The organism is Pleomorphochaeta caudata (assembly GCF_055395745.1).
Genome location: NZ_AP042458.1, coordinates 2596643 through 2618999 on the forward strand (window position 1 = coordinate 2596643; position 22357 = coordinate 2618999).

Annotated in this window: 22 protein-coding genes; 6 read left to right on the forward strand and 16 right to left on the reverse strand. The window is 27.1% G+C overall.

Annotated elements, in window-relative coordinates; genetic code table 11:
- Position 1 precedes the first annotated feature (1 nt).
- Together ACZ5RS_RS11930 and ACZ5RS_RS11935 are read right to left on the reverse strand one after the other, a co-directional pair.
- Complete coding sequence (locus ACZ5RS_RS11930) at positions 2-901, reverse strand: carbohydrate ABC transporter permease (protein ID WP_464635729.1); 900 nt, start codon at positions 899-901, stop codon at positions 2-4.
- 14 nt (positions 902-915) lie between these two features.
- Positions 916-1860, reverse strand: a complete 945-nt coding sequence (locus ACZ5RS_RS11935) for an ABC transporter permease (protein WP_464635731.1) — start codon at positions 1858-1860, stop codon at positions 916-918.
- Between the two features lie 377 nt (positions 1861-2237).
- Here ACZ5RS_RS11935 and ACZ5RS_RS11940 point away from each other — a divergent pair, with 377 nt between their 5' ends.
- Positions 2238-3242 carry a LacI family DNA-binding transcriptional regulator gene (locus ACZ5RS_RS11940; RefSeq protein ID WP_464635733.1) on the forward strand — a complete coding sequence of 335 codons (1005 nt, stop codon included), beginning with the start codon at positions 2238-2240 and terminating at the stop codon, positions 3240-3242.
- Positions 3243-3262: 20 nt separating this feature from the next.
- Here the strand turns inward: ACZ5RS_RS11940 and ACZ5RS_RS11945 are convergent, their stop codons facing one another.
- Positions 3263-4171, reverse strand: coding sequence for a ribokinase (locus ACZ5RS_RS11945; RefSeq protein WP_464635735.1), 909 nt, complete (start codon positions 4169-4171; stop codon positions 3263-3265).
- A 78-nt stretch (positions 4172-4249) separates the two neighbouring features.
- The gene (rbsD, locus tag ACZ5RS_RS11950; RefSeq protein WP_464635737.1) at positions 4250-4645 is read right to left on the reverse strand and encodes a D-ribose pyranase; all 396 of its coding nucleotides are present in this window, start codon (positions 4643-4645) and stop codon (positions 4250-4252) included.
- A 312-nt stretch (positions 4646-4957) separates the two neighbouring features.
- Between rbsD and ACZ5RS_RS11955 the strand changes: the two genes are divergently transcribed.
- Genes ACZ5RS_RS11955 through ACZ5RS_RS11965 form a run of 3 tightly spaced genes read left to right on the forward strand, consistent with a single transcriptional unit; the run spans position 4958 to position 6396 of the window.
- Positions 4958-5182, forward strand: a complete 225-nt coding sequence (locus ACZ5RS_RS11955; protein WP_464635739.1) for a helix-turn-helix transcriptional regulator — start codon at positions 4958-4960, stop codon at positions 5180-5182.
- Complete coding sequence (locus tag ACZ5RS_RS11960) at positions 5169-5477, forward strand: HipA N-terminal domain-containing protein (protein ID WP_464635741.1); 309 nt, start codon at positions 5169-5171, stop codon at positions 5475-5477. The genes ACZ5RS_RS11955 and ACZ5RS_RS11960 overlap by 14 nt, the downstream gene beginning before the upstream one ends.
- Positions 5470-6396, forward strand: coding sequence for a HipA domain-containing protein (locus ACZ5RS_RS11965; protein ID WP_464635743.1), 927 nt, complete (start codon positions 5470-5472; stop codon positions 6394-6396). The genes ACZ5RS_RS11960 and ACZ5RS_RS11965 overlap by 8 nt, the downstream gene beginning before the upstream one ends.
- Positions 6397-6416: 20 nt before the next feature.
- Here the strand turns inward: ACZ5RS_RS11965 and ACZ5RS_RS11970 are convergent, their stop codons facing one another.
- The 3 genes from ACZ5RS_RS11970 to ACZ5RS_RS11980 form a co-directional block, all read right to left on the reverse strand.
- Positions 6417-7640 carry an MFS transporter gene (locus ACZ5RS_RS11970; protein WP_464635744.1) on the reverse strand — a complete coding sequence of 408 codons (1224 nt, stop codon included), beginning with the start codon at positions 7638-7640 and terminating at the stop codon, positions 6417-6419.
- A gap of 160 nt (positions 7641-7800) precedes the next feature.
- On the reverse strand, positions 7801-9180 hold the full coding sequence (locus tag ACZ5RS_RS11975) for an MATE family efflux transporter (RefSeq protein WP_464635745.1): 1380 nt from the start codon (positions 9178-9180) through the stop codon (positions 7801-7803).
- Positions 9181-9203: 23 nt separating this feature from the next.
- Positions 9204-9650 carry a MarR family winged helix-turn-helix transcriptional regulator gene (locus tag ACZ5RS_RS11980; protein ID WP_464635747.1) on the reverse strand — a complete coding sequence of 149 codons (447 nt, stop codon included), beginning with the start codon at positions 9648-9650 and terminating at the stop codon, positions 9204-9206.
- 220 nt (positions 9651-9870) lie between these two features.
- On the opposite strand from ACZ5RS_RS11980, the gene ACZ5RS_RS11985 reads away from it, so the two are divergent.
- A complete protein-coding gene (locus ACZ5RS_RS11985; protein WP_464635749.1) occupies positions 9871-10146 on the forward strand; it encodes a helix-turn-helix domain-containing protein in 276 nt (91 codons plus the stop codon).
- Complete coding sequence (locus ACZ5RS_RS11990) at positions 10143-11255, forward strand: type II toxin-antitoxin system HipA family toxin (protein ID WP_464635751.1); 1113 nt, start codon at positions 10143-10145, stop codon at positions 11253-11255. The genes ACZ5RS_RS11985 and ACZ5RS_RS11990 overlap by 4 nt, the downstream gene beginning before the upstream one ends.
- Before the next feature lie 5 nt (positions 11256-11260).
- Here the strand turns inward: ACZ5RS_RS11990 and ACZ5RS_RS11995 are convergent, their stop codons facing one another.
- The 9 genes from ACZ5RS_RS11995 to ACZ5RS_RS12035 all read right to left on the reverse strand — a co-directional run bounded on the left by ACZ5RS_RS11995 (position 11261) and on the right by ACZ5RS_RS12035 (position 22335).
- Positions 11261-11953: a FadR/GntR family transcriptional regulator gene (locus tag ACZ5RS_RS11995; protein ID WP_464635753.1), complete on the reverse strand. Its 693-nt coding sequence runs from the start codon at positions 11951-11953 to the stop codon at positions 11261-11263.
- 208 nt (positions 11954-12161) lie between these two features.
- Positions 12162-13511, reverse strand: coding sequence for a GntP family permease (locus tag ACZ5RS_RS12000; protein ID WP_464635755.1), 1350 nt, complete (start codon positions 13509-13511; stop codon positions 12162-12164).
- A gap of 78 nt (positions 13512-13589) precedes the next feature.
- On the reverse strand, positions 13590-14570 hold the full coding sequence (ilvC, locus tag ACZ5RS_RS12005) for a ketol-acid reductoisomerase (protein WP_464635756.1): 981 nt from the start codon (positions 14568-14570) through the stop codon (positions 13590-13592).
- A 194-nt stretch (positions 14571-14764) separates the two neighbouring features.
- Positions 14765-15823, reverse strand: coding sequence for an alpha/beta hydrolase (locus ACZ5RS_RS12010; protein WP_464635758.1), 1059 nt, complete (start codon positions 15821-15823; stop codon positions 14765-14767).
- 10 nt (positions 15824-15833) lie between these two features.
- Positions 15834-17381: a response regulator transcription factor gene (locus tag ACZ5RS_RS12015; protein WP_464635760.1), complete on the reverse strand. Its 1548-nt coding sequence runs from the start codon at positions 17379-17381 to the stop codon at positions 15834-15836.
- Between the two features lie 4 nt (positions 17382-17385).
- Positions 17386-18843, reverse strand: a complete 1458-nt coding sequence (locus ACZ5RS_RS12020; RefSeq protein WP_464635762.1) for a sensor histidine kinase — start codon at positions 18841-18843, stop codon at positions 17386-17388.
- A complete protein-coding gene (locus ACZ5RS_RS12025; RefSeq protein WP_464635764.1) occupies positions 18836-19768 on the reverse strand; it encodes a sugar ABC transporter substrate-binding protein in 933 nt (310 codons plus the stop codon). The genes ACZ5RS_RS12020 and ACZ5RS_RS12025 overlap by 8 nt, the downstream gene beginning before the upstream one ends.
- A gap of 27 nt (positions 19769-19795) precedes the next feature.
- Positions 19796-20797 (reverse strand): galactose/methyl galactoside ABC transporter permease MglC, encoded by a 1002-nt coding sequence (gene mglC / locus ACZ5RS_RS12030; protein ID WP_464635766.1) that lies wholly within the window; start codon positions 20795-20797, stop codon positions 19796-19798.
- A 5-nt stretch (positions 20798-20802) separates the two neighbouring features.
- Positions 20803-22335, reverse strand: a complete 1533-nt coding sequence (locus tag ACZ5RS_RS12035; RefSeq protein WP_464635768.1) for a sugar ABC transporter ATP-binding protein — start codon at positions 22333-22335, stop codon at positions 20803-20805.
- Between the last annotated feature and the right edge of the window lie 22 nt (positions 22336-22357).

Below are 22357 nucleotides of genomic sequence, written 5' to 3' on the forward strand. Positions count from 1 at the left end.
ATTAACCTTTTATTGCACCAACAGTTAATCCTGTAATAAAATAACGTTGGAAGAATGGATAAACACATGCAATTGGAATTACGATTACAATTGCAATTGCCATTCTTGCTGATTCTTGAGGCATCATAGATTTATATTGCGCTAGTGAAACACCAGCGGTAGGATTACTTGCTAAATACTGAATATTCTTTAAAATATTATTTAACATTGCCTGCAAGCTAATTAAATTTGATTTTGTTATATATAAAGATGATAAGAACCAATCATTCCAATATGCAAAAGCTAAAAATATTCCAATAGTTGCTAAAACAGGTGTTGAAATCGGTAATACAATTTTTGAAAAAATAGTAAATTGTGATGCCCCATCAATTCTACCTGATTCAATAATTGATTCTGGAATCGTTGTTTTAAAGAAAGTTTTACAAATTATTATATTAAAAGGAGATACTGCTAAAGGTAGTATTAATGCCCATATTGTATTATTTAAATGTAAGAAACTTGAAATAATTACATATGTTGCAACCATTCCCCCATTAAAAATCATTGGAATAAAAACTAACCAAGTTAAAAATCCTTTTGCCTTATAATTCGGTCTAGAAAGAGTATATCCCATAGTAGCTGTTAAAGCAGTTCCTAAAACAACACCAATAGATGTTACTGTTATAGAAATAAGCAAAGCATGCAAAATTGTACTCTTTTCATTCCATAAAAATTTATATGCATCTAAAGACCATTCTTTAGGGATAAATCTGTAACCAAACTGCTGAATTGAAGCATCAGAGCTTAAAGAAATAATTGTAATAAAAATAACAGGAATAATACACATTGCAGATATTATTATCAGAATTATATTAAATGTTATATTTGAACCTTTTTTGATATGATTTAAATTGTTATTCATCTTTACTACTTTCCTTAAATTATTGCGTTTTCTGGATCAATTTTATCAACAATTTTATTTGCAATTAAAATTGTTATACAGCAAGCGACAGACTGGAATAATGCTGCAGCAGCATTCTTACCTATTGGTAGATTTGTCAACAAAGCATTGTAAATATAAGTATCAAAAGTCGATGCAACATTAAATAATGGTTGAGGAATTCTTTGAGTTACTTGATAGAATAAACCAAAATCTGAATAGAAAATTTTACCTACATTAAGAATAAACATCATTACTATAATTGGTTTAATTGTTGGAATTGTAATTTTCTTAATTTGTTGAAAAATTGTTGCTCCATCTATTACTGCGGCTTCATACAAAGATGTATCAATACCAGAGATTGAAGCTAAATAGATAACCATACTATAACCGGTAGTTTTCCAAACATTCATGAAAATCAATATAGCAGGCCAATGTTTGGGATCGTTATACCAATTAACAGTTTGACCTCCAAAAAATGCAATTATTGAATTCAATAAACCTTTATCTGGGCTTAAAAAAGCATATACAAAATAACTAATTACAACCCAACTTAAAAAATGAGGAAAAAACATCAAAGTTTGATAAACTTTTCCAGCAAAAGGAGAATATATTTGATTAATTATTATTGCTAAGGTAACAGGAATTACAATTCCTAATATTATAAAAACTATGTTATAAGAAAGGGTGTTTCTTAATAATATATAGAAATCATTTGAATGGATAAAATATTTAAAATTATCAAATCCAACAGTTTCACTATGTATTAAACTGTAGAAAAAACCATGCCCAGCTGATAAACGAAATTTCTTAAATGCTATGATTACACCAAACATAGGCAAATAACTAAAAAGGATAAACCAAATAACTGTAGGTAAACTTAATAAAGTTAACTCAGAATCATCCTTTGTCCATTTTCGCTTCTTTTTATCTTTCTTCATAACGACCTCTTCACTCTTACAAGAGAAACTTTAACATTAATTTACAAAATTGGCAACAATTAATTTAAAAAAATTTACTTTATTAAGAAAAAATTACTTTATTTTTTATAATATAAAATAGACATAATCCATCAATACAATAAAAAATTATAATATAATTGCTTATATTATATATAAATATAGTAATAATTTGATATTTAATACATATTTATGGCGTGTTAACAATTTTAACATTTTTTAAAAATGTTAAAATCACTTATCACAATAATTAGTTAATAAATTACTAAAATGTTAATTTTTTTGTTAAAAATGTAAAAAATGCAGTTGCTTTTTCCTTTTTTATAGCGTATTATTACAAGGAAATAAAGGACTTAATTATGAAAAAATGCACAATGCAAGACATTGCTGATAAATTAGAAATATCAAGGGTTAGTGTTTGGAAAGTATTTAATAATCATGAAGGTGTTTCAGAATCATTAAAACAAAAAATCTTACAAACAGCAAAAGAGCTTGGATATAATAAAATATCAGAAAAAGATAATACTAGTGTTAATAAAAATATTTGCTTAATTGTATCTAGACCTGATTCTTCAATTTTCTGGACAAGCATTATTCATGATTTAGCAGAAAAATTATCTTCTCTTGGATTTACATTAGCTTATGTGAGTATTCCAACAAATTTTTATGAAGGATATCAGCTTCCAGCTAATTTAAATAAACAAAACTTTGATGGTGCTGTTATTATGAATATCTATGATACAAGGTTATTAAAAATGGTTAGTAAATTAGATCTACCAAAAGTATACTTAGATTCAACTACAGATATAACTGGAAAACAATTACTTGGAGACTTATTGGTTATTGAAGGTTTAGATACCATGAGAGTTATAACAAGTCATGTAATTGAAAAATATAATATTTCAAATCTAGGATTCATTGGCGATATTAGTTACGCAAAAACTAACAATGACAGATTCTCTGGATATTTATGCGCACTAAAAGAACATAACATTGAAGTTAATTATGATTATTGTTTAACAGATAATATTGGAATATATGAATATCCTAAAACAATAAATAAATTTTTAGATAATCTACCTTCCCTTCCACAAGCATTAATTTGTGCAAGCGACTTTGTAGCTCAATTTGTTTTTGATTATTTATTATCACATCCTGAAATTGATAAATCAAAACTTATAATTACAGGATTTGATGGATCTACTGAATATCCTGCAATTATTGATAAAATTACTACAGCTTATGTTAATACAGCAAAAATTGGTATAAGATTAGCTAGACAGATAGAATATAGGATAAATAACCCTTCTGCTCCTTTAGAAGTAACATATCTTTATCCTGAAATAAAATATCAGGATAATTAAATCCTGATTTTATATTATTATTAAATTATTAATTGTATTTTACTATTTTTTACTTCATCCAATTTCGGTATTGAAACAGCAGCACCATTTTTTGAAACAGCAATTGAAGAAGCAATTGAAGCGAGTCTTATAGACTCTTCAATAGAAACGCCATTAGAAATAGATGCTATAAAAAAGCCAGTAAAGGTATCGCCTGCAGCTGTTGTATCAACAACAGGAACATCATAAATCCCATGTTCAACAAAACAAGTATTATCAAAATAAACTACCCCAGATTTTCCTAAAGTTAATACAAACTTTGAAAATGGATACTTGTTTTTAAGAATTTTAATTAGTTCATCATTATCTGTTTCTAAATCACAGTCACACATCATAGCACCTTCAATTTCATTTAAAAGAAAATAATCAACATAATCTAAATTTAATTCATCAATTCTTTCATTATATGGGGATGGATTAAGACATATAATCATCTCTTTTTTGTGGGCTATTTCCATAATTAATTTTATATTATTAATCTCATTTTGAAGAACAATATAATCACCTTTATCAAAGTTCTGAAAAACAGATTCTATATAAACCTCATCTTGTTTAAAATTTGCACCAGGATATAGCAAAATACAATTATTACCTTTTTTATTTACTTGAATAATTGTATGCCCGGAAGGACCATCTAATTCCCTAACAAATTCAACATTAACATTTGAATTTGCCATTAAATCTTTAAGGAAAATACCATCATTTTTACCAATTGCTCCTGCATGATACGTATCAGCCCCAGCACTTGCTAAAGCTACAGACTGATTTAAACCTTTTCCTCCAGGAAAAATATTTCTCTCTAATGAACTTTGAGTTTCTCCAGCCATTACAAAATGATCTACTTTATAAACATAATCTATATTTAATGAACCAAAATTTAAAATTTTCATAACTTCATTACTCCTTATACAAATAGATAAAGAGTAAAACACTCCTTATTGTTTTTATTTAATTTTCTTTATTTTCTTTTAAAATATACAAGCTGATTGAAGAATGATATTTGAATAAGGTGTCATCTCCCCTGTTCTAATTACAACTTTGCAATCTTTTACTTTAGCTTTGAAATCTATGTGTGATATATATTCAACAGGTTGGTCACGCAATCTAGATTTAATTTTATTATCAATAAATACATTATTATCTTTAATTTCTGTTGCTAAAAAATATTTTTCACATTTATAATCTTCTAAAATAGCATCTAAAACTTGAAGAAAAGTTGGTAAATCTTCTTTTATTGCTAAATCTATTACTTCAACATTATCAGGGACTGGTAGACCACAATCACTAATACATATCAAATCTGTATGTCTTAAATATGCTAAAACTCTTGAAATATCACTGTTTAAAATACCTAGTTTTTTCATCTCTCTTTATAGTCTCCAAAATATTTTATATTTTATAATGGTAACCCGTCTTTTTTTATATGTAAAGTTATTATAACCTTTTACTTAAATTTTCACTATATAATTCTATGATATATAAATATATAACTAAATAAAATCCGATCATTTATAACTTCCTAATTTTATATCCTATCGGATATATTTTGCTATCAATTACGATAAATTATATCCTATCAAATATAATTTGTTAATATTTCTAATAATTATACCCAAACGAATATAATTTTTAATATTTTTATTGATTTTATATCTTAACTGGTATAATATAAGGGTATGAAATATTCAATTATTGGTGATTTTATAAAAACAGAAAGAAAGAAAAGGAACTTAACTCAAAAAGAGTTCGCAAATATATCTGGATTGGGATTAAAATTCATTAGAGATCTAGAACAAGGGAAACCTACTGTTCGAATGGATAAAGTTAATCAAGCTTTATATATGTTTGGAGCAATTGCAGGTCCAATTAAATTAAAGGATATAAACAATGAGGAAAGCTAAAGTTTTTGTAGATGACACTCATGCAGGTATACTTGAAGAAACCGATGAGGGCTTATATATCTTTCAATACAATAAAGATTATAATGGCAAACAAGTTTCATTAACTTTACCCCAAAAAAAAGACTCTTACAAATCTCAAATTTTATTTCCTTTTTTTGATGGATTAATTCCAGAAGGATGGATGTTAAATATAATAATTAAAAATTGGAAATTAAATGAAAAAGATAGAATGGGGCTATTATTAGTTTGTTGTAATGATTGCATTGGAAATGTAAGGATTGAAAAATATGAATAAATGTTTATGCTGTGGAAAACCTCTACTAAATAATGAATTAGATTGGCACAAAAGCTGTATAAAAAAGTTTTTTGGGACAACTGAACTTCCAATAATAGATACTAAGCAATTATCAAATATTTTTTCTGATATAAAAAGTAAAGAATCTGTAATTACTGGAGTACAAAAGAAAATATCACTTCATTTAGATAAAAACAAAAATAATCCACGATTAACCATAGTTAATTATCCAAGTGGTTATATACTAAAACCAAATTCGAAAGATTACCCTGACATGATAGAAAATGAATATTTAACTATGCATTTAGCAAATATATGCAATATTGAAACAGTTCCTTTTGGATTAATTAAATTAGAAGATAATACAAGAGCATATATTACAAAAAGAATTGATCGAATCGGTAAAAAGAAATTAGCTATGGAAGATTTTTGTCAATTAGGTGAATTTTTAACTGAACAGAAATACAACTCTTCTTATGAAAAAATAGGTAACATTTTAAACAAATATTCTGATAATATTGGCTTAGATAGTTATAAACTTTTTAATATCATACTTTTTAGTTTTATAGTTGGTAATTCAGATATGCATCTTAAAAATTTTTCTCTTTATGAAAAAGATGATAGGTATATTTTAGCTCCTTCATATGATTTATTAAATACTCTAATAATAATACCTGAAGATAAAGAAGAATTAGCTTTAACATTAAATGGGAAGAAAAATAAATTAAAAATAAAAGATTTCATTTATTTAGCACAGAAATATAATCTCAATCAAATACAAATTGAAAGAATTTTTAATAACTTTCAGAAAAAACATTCAATATTAATTGAAACAATAAATGAATCTTTACTAACTAAGGAATCAAAAACTAATTATATAAATTTAGTTAATGATAGATATCATAGACTATTTAACTAAATATATAAAGTTATCTAAACTTAATTTTTAATATCTATTGGACAAATTAATGATTTTAAGATAGGTAAAGCGATTAAAGTTAATAAAGAAGATATAATAAATATTATTGAATATCCTATTTGATCAATTAATGTTCCAAGAATTAATGGGAAAATAATTATAGCAAAATTTAGTGTTCCAACTAAAGCAGTATACACTACCCTATTATCTTCATTTGTTAATTCTATTAGAGCAGCTTCTTCACTAATTGTTCTAGCACTTAGTGCAAAACCAATAAAAAAGAAAATTGATAAATATCCAACTAAACTATTTAAATTAGCTATTATTACAGCTATAAGGGGTAATAATACATGAAGAAATATTCTTAAATATAATACTCCTTTAAAACCTCTATTTTTTATAAGCTTTGGATAAATAAAGGAAGATATAAACATACCGGCTATCTGTATAATTAAAACATAACCTACAGTAGTACTATCTAAATTAAATGTCTTTTGTGCAAAACCGATATAGAAAGGAATTAAGGCTAATGCAGCTCCTAAAATATTTGAATAAAGTAAAAATTTTAAAAAATTTCTATCTTGTTTTAATATTGTAGGAATTGATCTAATAACAGAAAGAGTCGAAACTTTTTTATTCTTTTTTGTAGGTGTTTCTTTTATAATCCAAAAACCGAATGATGCAATTAAGAGAGAAATAGAAGAAATTGCAAATAATAAAACATACTGATTTGGATATTCCCAATTTGCTAAAATATATCTAGCAGTAATCACAGATAAAAGCATACCAATGCTAGTAATTAACTGTCTCTTAGTAAAGAAATTCATTCGCATTTCTTTACTAAGAGAGCCCCCTAATAAATATACATAAGGAAGACTTGCAAATGCTCCACCAACAGAAAATACTAACAATTCAAAATATAATAAGATGATTAAAGAAATAAAATTAAATTTTTGATATGAGACTAGAGTAAAAGCTATACTAATTAAGGCTAATATTCTTAAATTAATACCAAGTAATAAATAAGGTTTCTTCTTTGATTGGGAAGATAAAAAACTAGAAAAAAACAATTTAGTAACTACAGGAAGACCTATAACAATTGCTGATACTATTCCAACATGTACAGAACTACCTCCAACATTTACAATTAAAGTTGGAATAATTGTATTAACTTCAGTAAAAGTTGTTGTTAAAGATAAAAAGATTGCATGCCACAAGAATCCAAAATAGTTTTTATTTTTCATTTAAGCCTCAAAAAAAGCTTACTATAGGATAAATGAGGCGTCAACAAAATAACATATGTCAAAATAAATTAAATAATATAATAAAAAAAACAGCAAAGACTAATATTATAGCCTTTACTGTAACTTTTATATGTTCTCATACTAATTAATAATATGTATCTTAATTTGCAGGAGATGAAGCTGTTGCTAATTCTCTCTCATGCCTTGAATTCATTTCTTTCATAAAAGATAAGCTTAAAATAAATGCAACAAATGTTGTTAAAATATCTGCAATTGGTTGGGCAAAAATAAATCCTTCAAAGCCAAACAATGAATTTAATATAAACAATAGTGGTAAATAAATTATACATTGTCTACCTAATGAAATTAACATAGCTTTTATAGCTTTACCAGTTGCTTGGAAAGTGACCATAACAGTAAATTGAATACCAAAGAATGGTACACACCAAGTAAATGCTCTTAATATTTGAGCACCAGCTTGAACTGTTAAATCATCATCAATAAACATTCTAATTAGTCCATCACCAAATATAATAAATACTGCTGTAAAGAAAAGTGAAACGATAGTGCCATAAACAATAGTTGTAATAAATCCAGATTTTAATCTATCAAATTTTCTAGCACCATAACAATAACCGGCAAAAGGTTGATAACCTTGTGCTAATCCGATAATTAACATAACAGCCATTGAGTTAACACGCATTTCAATACCATTACCAGCAACTACATAGTCTCCATAAGTTGCAGCAATAACATTTACTAGAACAAAAGAAATACTCATAACAATACTTGATAAAGCTGCAGGAATACCAATTTTAAAGGTCTCCCCATATATTCTTTTGCTAGGTTTAAAGTCCTTAATTGCAATTGATAACATAGTATTTTTGTTTAAGAAGTGTCTAATAAAATAAATTGTACCTGCAAAGTTACCAATAATAGTAGCCCAAGCAGCTCCTGCAGTACCCATATCTAATGCCAAAATAAAAATCGGATCTAAAACTATATTAATAATTATACCAATAATCATTCCAAACATTGCTTTATCTGTAGCACCTTCAGATCTAACTAAGCCTGCCATAGTAACATTAAGAATTGGGAAGATACATAATCCAGTCATAATAACTAAATATTGTGAAGTTGGCTCTTTAGTCGCAGCAGAAGTCCCAATTACATTTAAAATTGAATCTCTAAATAACAAAAAGAACAAAGTAAATAATATACCTATTCCTACTGAGCTATAAAATGCAACTGAATTTGCTCTTTTAGCTTCTTTATATTCTCTTGCCCCCAAATTCTGTGATATATAACAAGAAGTACCACTTGCAAAAATATTTCCAGCAGCTTGAAATAACATTATTATTGGACTAGCCAAGCTAACAGCTGCAACAAGATTCAAATCTCCTGTTTGCCCAATAAAATAAGTATCAGTAAGGTTGTAAATCATTTGTACAGCCATTGCTAACATTGTCGGAAGAGCTAATTTTATAATTGCTCTTTTAACCGGAGTATTTTCTAATAACTCTATTCTACCTTTATCCATAATTGACCCTTTATATTAATTATCTATTTTGTAATGTGAGTGTCGTCGTTAACTGAAAGATCATAAATCTTTTTCATTATCCTCACATATTCCTTAGCATCTTCTTCACCAAGTTTTTCTAACAAACTAGATAAATCTTTAACAACATTTTTTTTCCCAGTTTCACCAAATTCTCTACCCTTTTCAGTAATATTTACTATTACCTTTCGTTTATCAAAAGAATTTGGAGTTCTAATAATTAAGCCCTTTTCTTCAAGTTTATTTAAAATGCTAGCAATTCTTGCAGTAGAGACCCCCATAAAATCACACAATTTTCTAGGGCAAACTCCATCTTGTATTTCCATTAGATACCCAATAACTTTTTTCTCTCCAAATAAAGCCCCTATAGTGCTTTTTTCTTTCAACTTTGGTGCGCGAAACAATACATATTGATATCTAACTAGTTGATTAGCCAATTCATCATAAATCATTATTTTTACCTTTTTTTTAAATAAAGAGAGGCTTAATTAAATAGCCCGATATTTATACTGCGCTATATTAGCTAATAGTGTTAGCAATGTCAATTCATATTGAATAAAATCATTTTTTATCGATATAAAAAACAGCTGAAACAAATATTATTTTAATATATAACTGCTAAAATATTAGCTATTATTGACAAATAATAAGAAAAAGACTAATATATTATCTATGATAGATATTAATTCATTATTTAAAACAACTCCTGAAATTAAAATAATTATTGCAAGTAATTTTAAAAAAAGAAGAAAGGAACACGATTTTTCTCAGCAACAGCTTGCACTTAAATCTGGAGTTTCTCTGGGAAGCATAAAGAGGTTTGAACAAATAGGAGAAATATCGTTATCGAATTTAATAAAAATATCTCAAATACTTGATTTACAAAACGATTTAATTAATTTATTTACAACCCCTCATTACAAAGATATTAAGGACTTATTAAAATGAAAACAAATAGCCTCGAAGTAATGTATCATGACAAAAAAATTGGAACACTTGTTTATAAAGATTATTTAACAAGTTTTCAATATGACAAGCAATGGATTAATGAAGGCTTTCCAATTAGTCCTTTTTCTCTTCCTTTAACTGATAAAATTTATACCCCAGAAATTCAACCCTTTGAAGGCTTATTTGGTATTTTTAATGATAGCTTACCTGATGGGTGGGGTCGATTATTAGTAGATAGAATAATTAAAAAAAATTCAATAAATATGAAAAACATAAATCCATTATATAGATTATCCATAATAGGAAATTCTGCAATGGGAGCACTTGAATATATTCCAAAAGAAAATTTAACTTTAGATAAAGTCAAACCATTAAGTCTAGACTTGATAAAAGAACAATGTAGTAAAATATTAGCAAATGAAGAAATAAAAAATTTAGATTATTTATTTATAAATGGTGGCTCTTCTGGTGGAGCTAGACCAAAAATTTTTAAAAAAATAAATAATGAAGATTGGATTATAAAGTTTCCCTCTTCTTTAGATTCAAAGGATATTGGACTTCAAGAATATTTATATTCAAAATGTGCAAAAAAATGTGGCATTGAGGTCCCCGAAATACAATTATTTGAATCTAAAATCTGCTCAGGATATTTTGGAATAAAACGATTTGATCGAAAACAAAATACCAAAATACATATGGCCTCAGTCTCAGCAATACTAGAAACTTCCCATCGATTCCCTAACTTAGATTATTTAGATTTAATTAAATTAACATATATCTTAACTAAGGATGAAAAACAAGTAAAACAAATGTATAAATTGATGTGTTTCAATGTTTTTTCACACAATAGAGATGATCATAGCAAAAATTTTAGTTTTTTATATACTGACAAATGGATTTTATCACCAGCATATGATTTAACTTATAGCAATTCTTTTAATGGTCAACATGCTACTACTATTAATGGAGAAGGCTTAAATCCTACAAGAAACGATTTATTAAAAGTTGGCTCAACATTTGGTTTATCATTGAATTTTTGTAAAGATACCATTGATAAAATTGAAACAATAGTAAATACAAATTTGAACAATTATATTAGTCAAACATAATTTACCTAGACTAAATTCGCTTTCCAGCGCATTAAGCTTTCATTAATTGAATCACGTATACCTTTTTCATCTTTGTTTTTCATTGCTTCAAAAATTTTTTTATGGTCATCTAATGCCCATTGAGGAGTTAACGTAACTGATTTTTTTATAGATGTTTGAAATAATTGTAGAATTGACTCACCAATTTTTATTACATAAGGATTATGGGAGCTATATAGAATTTTATAATGAAAAATTAAATCATCTTGAAAAGATTGCTCATTATTATTAATTTTTTCTTCAAAATCAATAATTGTTTTTTCAATTTCTTTTAAATCTTCTTCTGAAGCCTTTTGCATTGCCATAATTGTATAAGCAATTTCAAACATTGCTCTTAATTCTACAATTTCTTCAGTACCTGATTTTTGAATTAAAAACTGAAATAATAATGAATCTACATCACTATTTGTAGGGTGATCACAAATCATGGTTCCTTGACCTCTTTTAATTTCAACAACCCCCATAGCTTCAAGCATTTTAATTGCTTCACGGATACTTGATTTTCCAACTCCAAAACCTTTTGCCAATTCAGCTTCAGATGGTAAATAATCACCAGGCTTTATCTCTTTATTGATCAATGCTTGTTTAATCTTTTCTAAAACAATCTTAGAAACTGGACCTTTATTTACAGGGCTAGAAAACCATTCATTATTTCCCATTCTTCATATTCCTTTGATAAATACCTTAATTTAAAGATATAGTAATATTAAGCAACAGTTATTGATAGAAATCAGCTAAATTTTGCCTAATAATATGAGTAAACTATAACAAGGAATCAACAAGTTTTCAACTAAATAAAAAATGAAAAAGGAGGATATAATTTATTAAAAATTAATATCCTCCACTTTTTATATTACTAAACAATCACTAAGCCATAGGTATTATAATTGATCCAACTATTACAAATAACAATGTTAATACTGAAACCATTGCTCCAGCTAAAGTATATGATTTTAATCCTCCTGATACCGTTAACCCGGATAAGTTTGCAGTAACCCAAAAGCCACTATCATTAACATGTCCAATACTTAGTCCACCAGATAAAGCAGCGAGAGCAACCCAAACTGGATGAATTGGAATATTTGGTACAACAGAAGCCATCATTGTCATAGTTGTAATTGAAGCAACTGTACCAGACCCTTGTGCAATTCTGAAAATTAGAGCAATTCCATAAGTTAATAAAATTAAAATTATACCAGCATGTCCAGTTTCACTAATATTCTCTACTAAAACATTACCTATTTTCGTTGCATTAATTACACTTCCAAAAGCACCTCCAGCTCCAGTAATAAGTAAAACTATTCCTGCTGACATTGTTGCTTTTGAAGCTGAATCATTCTTTGCATTTGGGCTCATAGACTTTGATGCTACAATATAAGATAAAATAACTCCAATTAATAAAGCAATAATTTTGTTACTTAAAAAAGAAATAACTATTGGAGTTTCTCCCAAAATTGCTTTTGTTACAGTTCCCAACAAAATAAGCACAATAGGAACTAATATAGGCAATATTGAAGCAAAGAATGATGGAGGATTTTCAATTTGCATTTCTGCGGTTTCAACATTAATTAAACCTGTTTCATCTTTTTCTTTTTTCCAAAGTCCTCTATCTAAAATATGAAAATAAATCTTCATAGTTAAAAATACTACAATTAATCCAATACCACCACCAAATAGAACCATAATACCTAAATCAAAATTAAAAATACTAGCAGCTGCTAATGGATTAGGAGTTGGAGGGACTAAAGTATGTGCAGTACCAGCACCAATTACCATTGCTCCAATTATATATGGAAGTGGCTTTTTTGTTTCTTTGGCCAAAGCAATTCCTAATGGAATTAATATAACAAATGTTACATCATAAAAAACAGGAATTGAAAGCAAAAATGCTGTAAAACCAATTGCATAAATCGAATTTTTTTCTGAAGTTATTTTTATCAAAGTTGTTGCAATTACTTTTGCTCCTCCACAATCAGAAAGTAATTGACCTAAAATAACACCAAAACCTATTGATAATCCAATACCAGCAAGTAATCCACCAAAACCAGAACTAATACTACTTACTGTTTCAACTAATCCTAGACCTGAAAACATTCCCATATACAAGGCGCCAACAATTAAAGCTATTGTTGGATTTAATTTAAACTTTAAAATTAATAGCAAAATTATTGCAATAGCTATAATTAAGTTTAAAACTAAAATTGATGATGATACCATGATTCCCTCCTTTATATGAATAATGCCTTTTATATTATACACATACCTCTTTATAAAGACATTATTCATTTATAATCACTATAATCGCTCTTTCACTCTTTCCTCTGCCAAATTCATTTCACTTGCAAAAACATCTTTTTGCATTTCTTTAAATTTAGCTAAATTATTATTCATTTCATTTTCCCATTCATTTGCAAATTCTCCTGATTTAATCTTTTCATATTGACTTGCAATGAAATTCTTAATCACAGATTTATCTGCTTTAGCAAAACCAGTTAATTGACCATATTGACTTGTGTTAGAGTGATATGGCATTTGCTTAAAGAACCCTACATCTGCAGCTTTTTCCATCATAACTGCAGGTTCTTTTGAAAGATAAAGCTCCATTAATACTGCCTCTTCAGGATGTCCCATACTTACTTGATATTTAAAAGCTTCTGTAAACACTGAATAAATTAAAGGCCATATTGCTTGTTCAGACATTAAATCTAAATATGTTTCATCATTAAATTTAACTTCTATTGCACCTTTTTTTGTTGAACCTATCCCTTTTGCCAAAGCCAAAGTAATTTCCCAAGCGTTTTTACTAGCATCTTGATTTACAGCTACAAAAGAAGGAAATCCTTCTTTATTCTGATATAATTCTCTAACACCCTTACCTATCATTCTTGGAGCAACCATAATAATATCTATATTTTTTGCTGGGATAATATGATTAAATGTGATGTTATATCCTGAAGAAAAATTTACTACATTTCCCTCTACTAAATTTGGAGCAATTTTTTCATTATATATTGATGGTGCTACTTCATCAGGGATTAATAAAAATAAAATATCGGCCTTTTTTGTTGCTTCTTCAATTGAATAAACTTCAAATCCATCTTCATTTGCATCGTTCCATGAATCATCTTTACGACTTCCAACTATTATTTTAGAAACACCTGAATCTCTTAAATTTAAAGCTTGAGATCTTCCTTGATTACCATATCCAATAATTGCAACTACTTTATCCTTAATGATATCTATATTTGCATCCTTGTCATAATAAATTTTACCCATAAATTTTCTCCTTTATTTTTTGATAAGTGTTAATAAATTTATTTATTTTGGTTTTCAGACATCTGATGTCTGAATTCATACGTATAAATTAACATGATAAAATATATTTGGCAAGAAATATTTTTACAAAAAAAATTAGACCTGGATAAAAAATTTATTACCAAGTCTAATTTTATAAAAATCTATTTAAAAAATTATAAAGACATTATTGCTTCGGCTATCTCATTTATACAATCTTCAGCTTGAGGGAACTCCCCTAAATGTTCATAAAAAGCATGCCCCATGCCCTTATATCTGTACAAAATTGTATCGATACCATTTTCAACTAATTTTTTAGCAAAAGATTCTGCTTGGAATCTTAAATAATCAAATTCAGGAGATACTATTAGTGTCATAGGGAATAAACTATAATCTTTTGCTTTAATTGGAGAAACTAATTCATCATTTAATTCTTTTTCATCATTAATATATGTGTAGATACAAACTTCATTTAAATTCTTAATATCATTGATTAAGAAAGTTTTAACCTCTTTATCCTCATTATCCCCAATATCATATAAATCTTCACTCCACAATGGTTCTGAAGGTTTTAATTCCATTAATGGGTATAAAAGAACTTGTAAAACTATATTAGTAGTTTTTGAAGATAAACAACATGCTGCGGCTAAATTCCCTCCAGCACTATCACCCATTAAAACAATTCTAGTAGCATCAACCTTTAACTCTTTCTCATGTTCAATAACATAATCAATAACTGAATTACACTGATTTAAAGCCTTTGGATATTTTGCTTCAGGAGATAAATCATAATCTATGCTAATTACTGTTGAACAAGATCGATCAGCTAATAACTTGCAAGAATTTCTAACAACATCAACTGTACCACCAAAAAATCCACCACCATGAATATTTATTATTACGGGATTGTCATTTGCTATATCTTTTTTTCTATATATTTCAACATTAACATTATTAAAAACAGCACAAAGAACTTCAATATTTTGACTCATATCAAAATTTTCACAACCAAAACCTGATCTGATTTGATTTAATTCATCAAGAGTAATATTTTTTTTATCTTTAATATTTAATGGAGGCATATCTAAAAAATTTTTACTAAATTTTGCCTGTCGAGAGTCCAGTGCCCCTTTCTCTTTTGTTTCAGGGATATATTTTACATACATATTATAAGATTCTGTTTCTTCGTTAATCTTTTGATGCCTTAAATTTAATACACATTTCTCATAATTCATTTTTAATTCCTTATTTATTATTAAACTTATCTAACCTAAATTCACTTATTGATTTCCCAGTATATTTTTTGAAAACTTTACAAAAATAGGTTGTATTAGGATATCCAATATTTGTTGATATTTCTTGGACTTGCATTCTTGTTGTAGATACTAATTCTATTGCTTTTGCCATTCTTATGTTTGTTAGCATATTTATAAAAGTTATTCCTAAAACATTTTTTAACAATCTACTCAAATAAAACGGACTTATCCCAATCTCATCCGCTACACTATTTAAAGAAATATTTTTAAATGCATTTTGCTGGATATAAGAGGTTGCTCTATCCACATAAGGGTTGGTATTTCTATTTTCAAAATTGGAATTTTCTGCTAATAAATCATCTAAACATTTTTTAAAAGCTTCAGGATTATCATGTTTTTTTAATTTATCTTTTTTAGATAATAATGCACAAAAAAATGCACTTGAAATTGATGGAAAATTATTAGAAGTTTTACACATTAACTCATAAAGGTAATAATAGGATTTTAAATCTTCAACATTCAAATTCAAAAGATATTTATCCAATTTTTCTTTATTTCCTAAAATTAAAATATTTAATAAATCTTTTGCAATTTGGATTTGATGGGTATCAACAATTAGACTACCTTCATTTTTCTTATAATAAACCCCGCTTGCTACAACATTTTGTAATATTTTTAAACTGTTATGATATGCAGGCATTATATTTGAAAAATCTAAACATATATCACTTATTCCAATAATTAAATCTAGTCCAAAAGTCTCTCTACAATAATTATTAAAACTTTCCATGATTTTTAAAACCCATTTTTCTGGATCTGTTTCAATCAAATTTTCTGGGACCCCAACTAATAAACAACCATTATTCTTAGTTATCATAGGTATACAATGACAAATTTTGCCTATGATGTCTTCAATTATTTTATTAGTAAATAACTTTGAATTAATTAATTCATGAAAAAGACTGATTGTATCAGAGGTTGAAATAAAACTCACAACAAACATTCCCTTTAATTGTATCTTTTTCAAATTACACCAAGTATTAAAACTTTCTTCAGCAGGATTATCTAAAAAGATTGAATACATAATTTCATTCTCTAAAATAGGAAGCATTTTTCTTTCCATCTTAGTTAAACTTTCAATCTTCTTTTGTTTTTCATTCATTGAATCTATATCATTAATTATGTTTCTAATAGTTCTTAAGCTTTTTTCTCTCTTATCAGACTTTAATAAATAGCCACTTATTTTTAAATCTATTGCTTGCTGCATAAAATTAAAATCATCATAAGCTGTATATAAAATAAATCTAGTTTTTGTACCCTTTTCTATTAAGAATTTTATAGCTTCAATTCCATTAATTATAGGCATATCGATATCTACGATAGCTAAATCAGGTTTGTATTGTTCAACTATACAGATTAGTTCTGCTCCATTTCTTGCAGAAGCAACTAATTGGACATCATAAATTTCAGACATGATAAGGAATTCAAGCGATTTTCTTGCAATATCTTCATCATCAGCTGTTACTATGGTATGCATAATATTAGTTATCCTCCTTTATAAATGGAATAGAAAAAATAATTGAAGTATTATTCCAATCACTTTCAATTTCTAAATTAATATCATTATTATAAAAATAAGCTAACCTCTGATATACATTTCTTAATCCTATATTATCAGTGATTTGGGAATCTTTACATTTACTTAAAACCTCTTCAATTTTAATTTTGGAAAAGCCTTCCCCATTATCACTTATTTTTATAATTACCCTATTTATTTCTTTATAAATTTTAATTTCAATATGACCATCACTATCCATTTTTTTTAATCCATGGACTATTGAATTCTCAACAATAGGTTGTAAAACCATAGATGGAATCACATACTTCAAAATTGAAGAATCTATATCATAAATAAAATTTATTCTTTCACCAAATCTACTCTTTTGAATAAAAGCATAATTTTTCAAATTATCAAGTTCTTCTTCTATTGTTACACTATGAGTCTGACTACTTAAATAGTATCTATATAATTCAGCAGTTGCTTCAATTAACTTAGCAGTAGTTATTAAATTATCATTTATTGCTGTTGATTTTATCATATTTAAAGTATTAAACAAAAAATGTGGATTAATTCTTGATTGTAATAATTTTAATTGACTGTTTTGCAATTGGCTTGTAACTTTCAACCTTTGAATCTCTACATTTTTTAATTCTTCTCTTATTTTTGAAGACTCTTCTATTTCATACATCTGATGCTGAACAGTCTCTATCATCTCATTAAATGCATTTGCAAAAAACGATAATTCATCATTAGAATTTACTTCGATTTTTTCATTAGAATAAGGATTTGCTTTTATTGATTTTGCAAAGTCAGTTAAATTATTCATTTGAGTAGAGGTATCTTTAATTTTTCTAATTATTATTATGCCTATTATAATTAATAAAAGTAAAAGTACCATATTTAAAAACAAAGTATTTTTTGCAAATCTATCCATTTCATCATGAGCTCTAGCAACATAATCAATTTCTTGTGAATATAGATTTTTAAAACTCACATTTATAAAAGAATATAAATCCTGAAGTTTTTCTAACTCATTTAAACTATTCTTGCTTCCAACTTCTAAAGCTAAAATTAAATTTTGAGCTTTTTCTAGATAGGAATCTACTAGATAATAAAAATCTAATTGCTCTCTAGTAGAAGGTTTTGTTATTTTATAGTCTTCATTTTTTTCATTAAGAACTTCTATTTTTGTTCTTAGATTTGAATAATCATTTATCTGTTGAAACATATAAGCTATTGATAATTGATTATTTAAATCATCAATTTCTAAAAAGAAATTGTTTTGATCTATTTGAAAATCGATAATAGATTTATATCCACTACTAATTTTATTATAGCCAAACATACTAAAAGATAAGCTTAAAATAAAAAAAGCAAACAAAGAGAAAAAGGCAATTTTAATTTTTGAAGTCATAGATTTAAACTTATTTTTAATCACTAGATGCTCCAACAAAAATTGTATCAGTATAAATTTTTACTAAATCTATTTGATTTTTTTCACGATATTTAGCTATTTCTTGCATTACTCTATATCCCATTTCATATTTTTGCTGTTTTAAAAGGCCTCTAAATAATTTATTATTTACTCCTGCTACTGCTTGAGGTGTATCATCAAAAACAAATATATCATCGCTAGGTTTTTCTTTAATATATGAATTTAATGACATACCGCCAGTCCCTTCTAAACAGACTATTGTATCAATTATTGGATTCGTTATATAAGAATCATAAATTTGTTGAACTTTACCATAATCAAACTTATCATACTGGATATCTACAATATTCATATTAGGATAATTATCAACTACACTTTTTAAACCCTCAAATCTTTCATTTAAATTATAAAAAACATTATCACCACTAATAATTGCTATATTTGCTGTATAATTTTTTATCTTAGCAACATTTTCTCCAAGTAGTTTACCTGCTTGATAATTATTACTACCAACATATAGAGTATTAGGTAATTTTTGCATATCTGTATCAACTAAAACCACAAATATACCATTATCTATTGCTTCTTGAATTGTCTCATAATAGCTAGGATCTTCAACTCCACTAATAATCAAACAATCTACTTTTGAGGCTATTGCCATCTCTAAAAGCTTTTGCATTTGGGCAGTATTATAATTTAAACTTGGGTATAAAATTTTTAAATCAATGTTATTATCATTTGCCCCATCAATTAAACCTTCTTCAATTACTGACCAATAAGCTTTATCATCTTTATGAGGAATTATACAAGTAACTCTATACATTTGAGATACAGAGTCACTTGTTTGTTGATTTTTATCACAACTTATAAGGACACAACTAATTAATATAATAAAAAATACAAAGCCTTTTTTCATTAAATTCTTCATTTAGTGTTTCCTCCTTATAATTTGTTTCTATTTTGATTTTTTATACTTTCTTACATCAATTGCAACAGCACCAACGATAATTACACCTTTAAATACATTTTGCCAATATGGGCTAATTCCAATAAAGGTTAATCCATAACTAATAACATTAAAAATTAATACACCTACTAATAAACCAGGGACGCTACCAACACCACCAGATAATGAGCAACCTCCAACAACACAAGATGCTATAGCATCCATTTCATATCCAGCTCCATAAGTACTTGTAGCACTTCCTGTTCTAGCAGCTTCTAAAACGCCTCCTAAGGCATATAAAGTACCTGCTAAAGAGTATGATAATATTAGAATTTTATCAACATTTATTCCAGAAACTCTTGAGGCTTCAACATTACCACCAACTGCAAATAATTCCTTTCCTAAACATGTTTTCTTTTGAAATAGATAAACAACGATTAAACAAAATCCAGCTATCAACATAATATTAGGAATACCAAAAGTTGAACCACCACCTAGAGCTGAAAAACTTTTTGTAAAACCACCTAAAGGCTGTGAGTTATTTGGAGGCAAATTAAAATATAAACAGTTAAAACCATATACTGCTAGAGCAACACCTAATGTTGCAATAAATGGAGGGACTTCTAGTTTTGCAACTACTAATCCATTAATTAATCCAAAAAGCAAACCTACAGCTATAGCAATAAATACAGGGATAATTACTGGTAATTGTGGTAAGTTTGGGAAAAACTTATTATAAAAAGTATCACTTTGAGCTAAAGATCCTGCAACAACTGCAGCAAGACCTACAACACGACCACCACTTAAGTCTGCACCTGCAACAATTAAAATAAACATACAACCTAATGCAATTATCAACCTAGTTGAACTTTGCATTAATATATCTCTAAATACTATTACAGAGAAAAACTTTGGTTCAATTATTACTAATAATCCTACAATTAGTAATAACACTATAAATAAGGCTTTATCAACCAACAATTTTTTTATATCTATATTTGATAATTCCATTTTAATTATTCCTTTTCATCATATTTACTAGCAAGTAACATAATTTTTTCTTCAGTTGCACTTTGCCCATCAATAATTCCAGATAAATGACCTTCACACATTACTGCTATCCTATCTGACATACCAATTAACTCGGGCATTTCACTACTAATCATTATTATGGTTTTACCTTCTTGAGAGAGTTTTCTCATTATTGAATAAATTTCAAATTTTGCACCAACATCAATACCTCTTGTTGGTTCATCTAAGATCATTAATTCAGGAGATACCATTAACCAACGACCTAATAAAACTTTCTGTTGATTACCACCTGATAAATTACTAATTTGTGTATCAATTGAAGGTGTTTTAACTGCTAAACTTTTTACATAAGTAATTGTATCTTCTCTTCTTTTTTTATCATTCAAAAAGACACTATATTTTTTGTACTCATTAATTTTATAACGTTGTTTTACAACCATCATATTATCTAAAATTGATGCTTTAGAAATAATTCCTGTCTTTGCTCTTTCTTCAGTAAGTAAGGTTATTCCATGTTTTATTGCATCTCTTGAAGATTTAATTTTTACTTCTTTTCCATCAATCTCAATTGTTCCACTACTTAGATCTCTGAGACCAAAAATAGCTTCCATTAATTCTGTTCTTTGAGCACCAACTAACCCACCAATTCCTAATATTTCTCCTCTTCTAACTTCAAAAGAAATATTTTTAAAAGAATAAGGATTAACAGATGTTAAAGCTTTAACTTTTAAACTAATTTCACCTACCTTAGTATTTGGCAATTTCTTTGGAAATCTATCAACTATTTCTCTTCCTACCATTTTATTAACTAAAAATTGAGAGTCTATTAATTTTGTTTCATAATTACCTATTAACTGACCGTCTCTTAAAACTGTTACATGATTAGATAAATCTAAGACTTCTTCTAATTTGTGAGAAATGTAAAGAATAGAAACACCTTGAGAAACTAATTTTTTTATTATATTAAATAATATCTGTGATTCACTTTCAGTAAGAGAGGAAGTAGGTTCATCCATAATAATTAATTTTGAATTATATGAAACGGCTCTTGCTATTTCTATTAACTGACAAGTTGAAACACTTAAATCTTTTAGCATTGCTTTTGGATCAATCTCCAAGTCTAAAGTTTTAAATAAATTGACTGTATCATTATACATTTTATCTTCATCAACCCATCTTAAATGCTTATTTCCTTTATAAGGGATTCTTCCAATCCAAATATTTTCCATTACATTTTGAGTTGGTATATTCTGTAATTCCTGGTGAATCATAGAAATTCCATTTATAAGAGCCTCTTTTGTATGTGTAAAATTACAAGGTTTACCATCTAATAAAATTTCACCCTTATCTTGTTTATACAGTCCGAAAATACATTTCATTAGAGTTGATTTACCAGCACCATTTTCACCCATTACTGCATGAATTTGACCTCTTTCAACTATCATTGAAACATTATCTAAAGCCTTAACACCTGGAAAAGATTTACTAATATTTTTAATCTCCAATATTGGAGTCATTTTTAACCTCCCAATATATAGA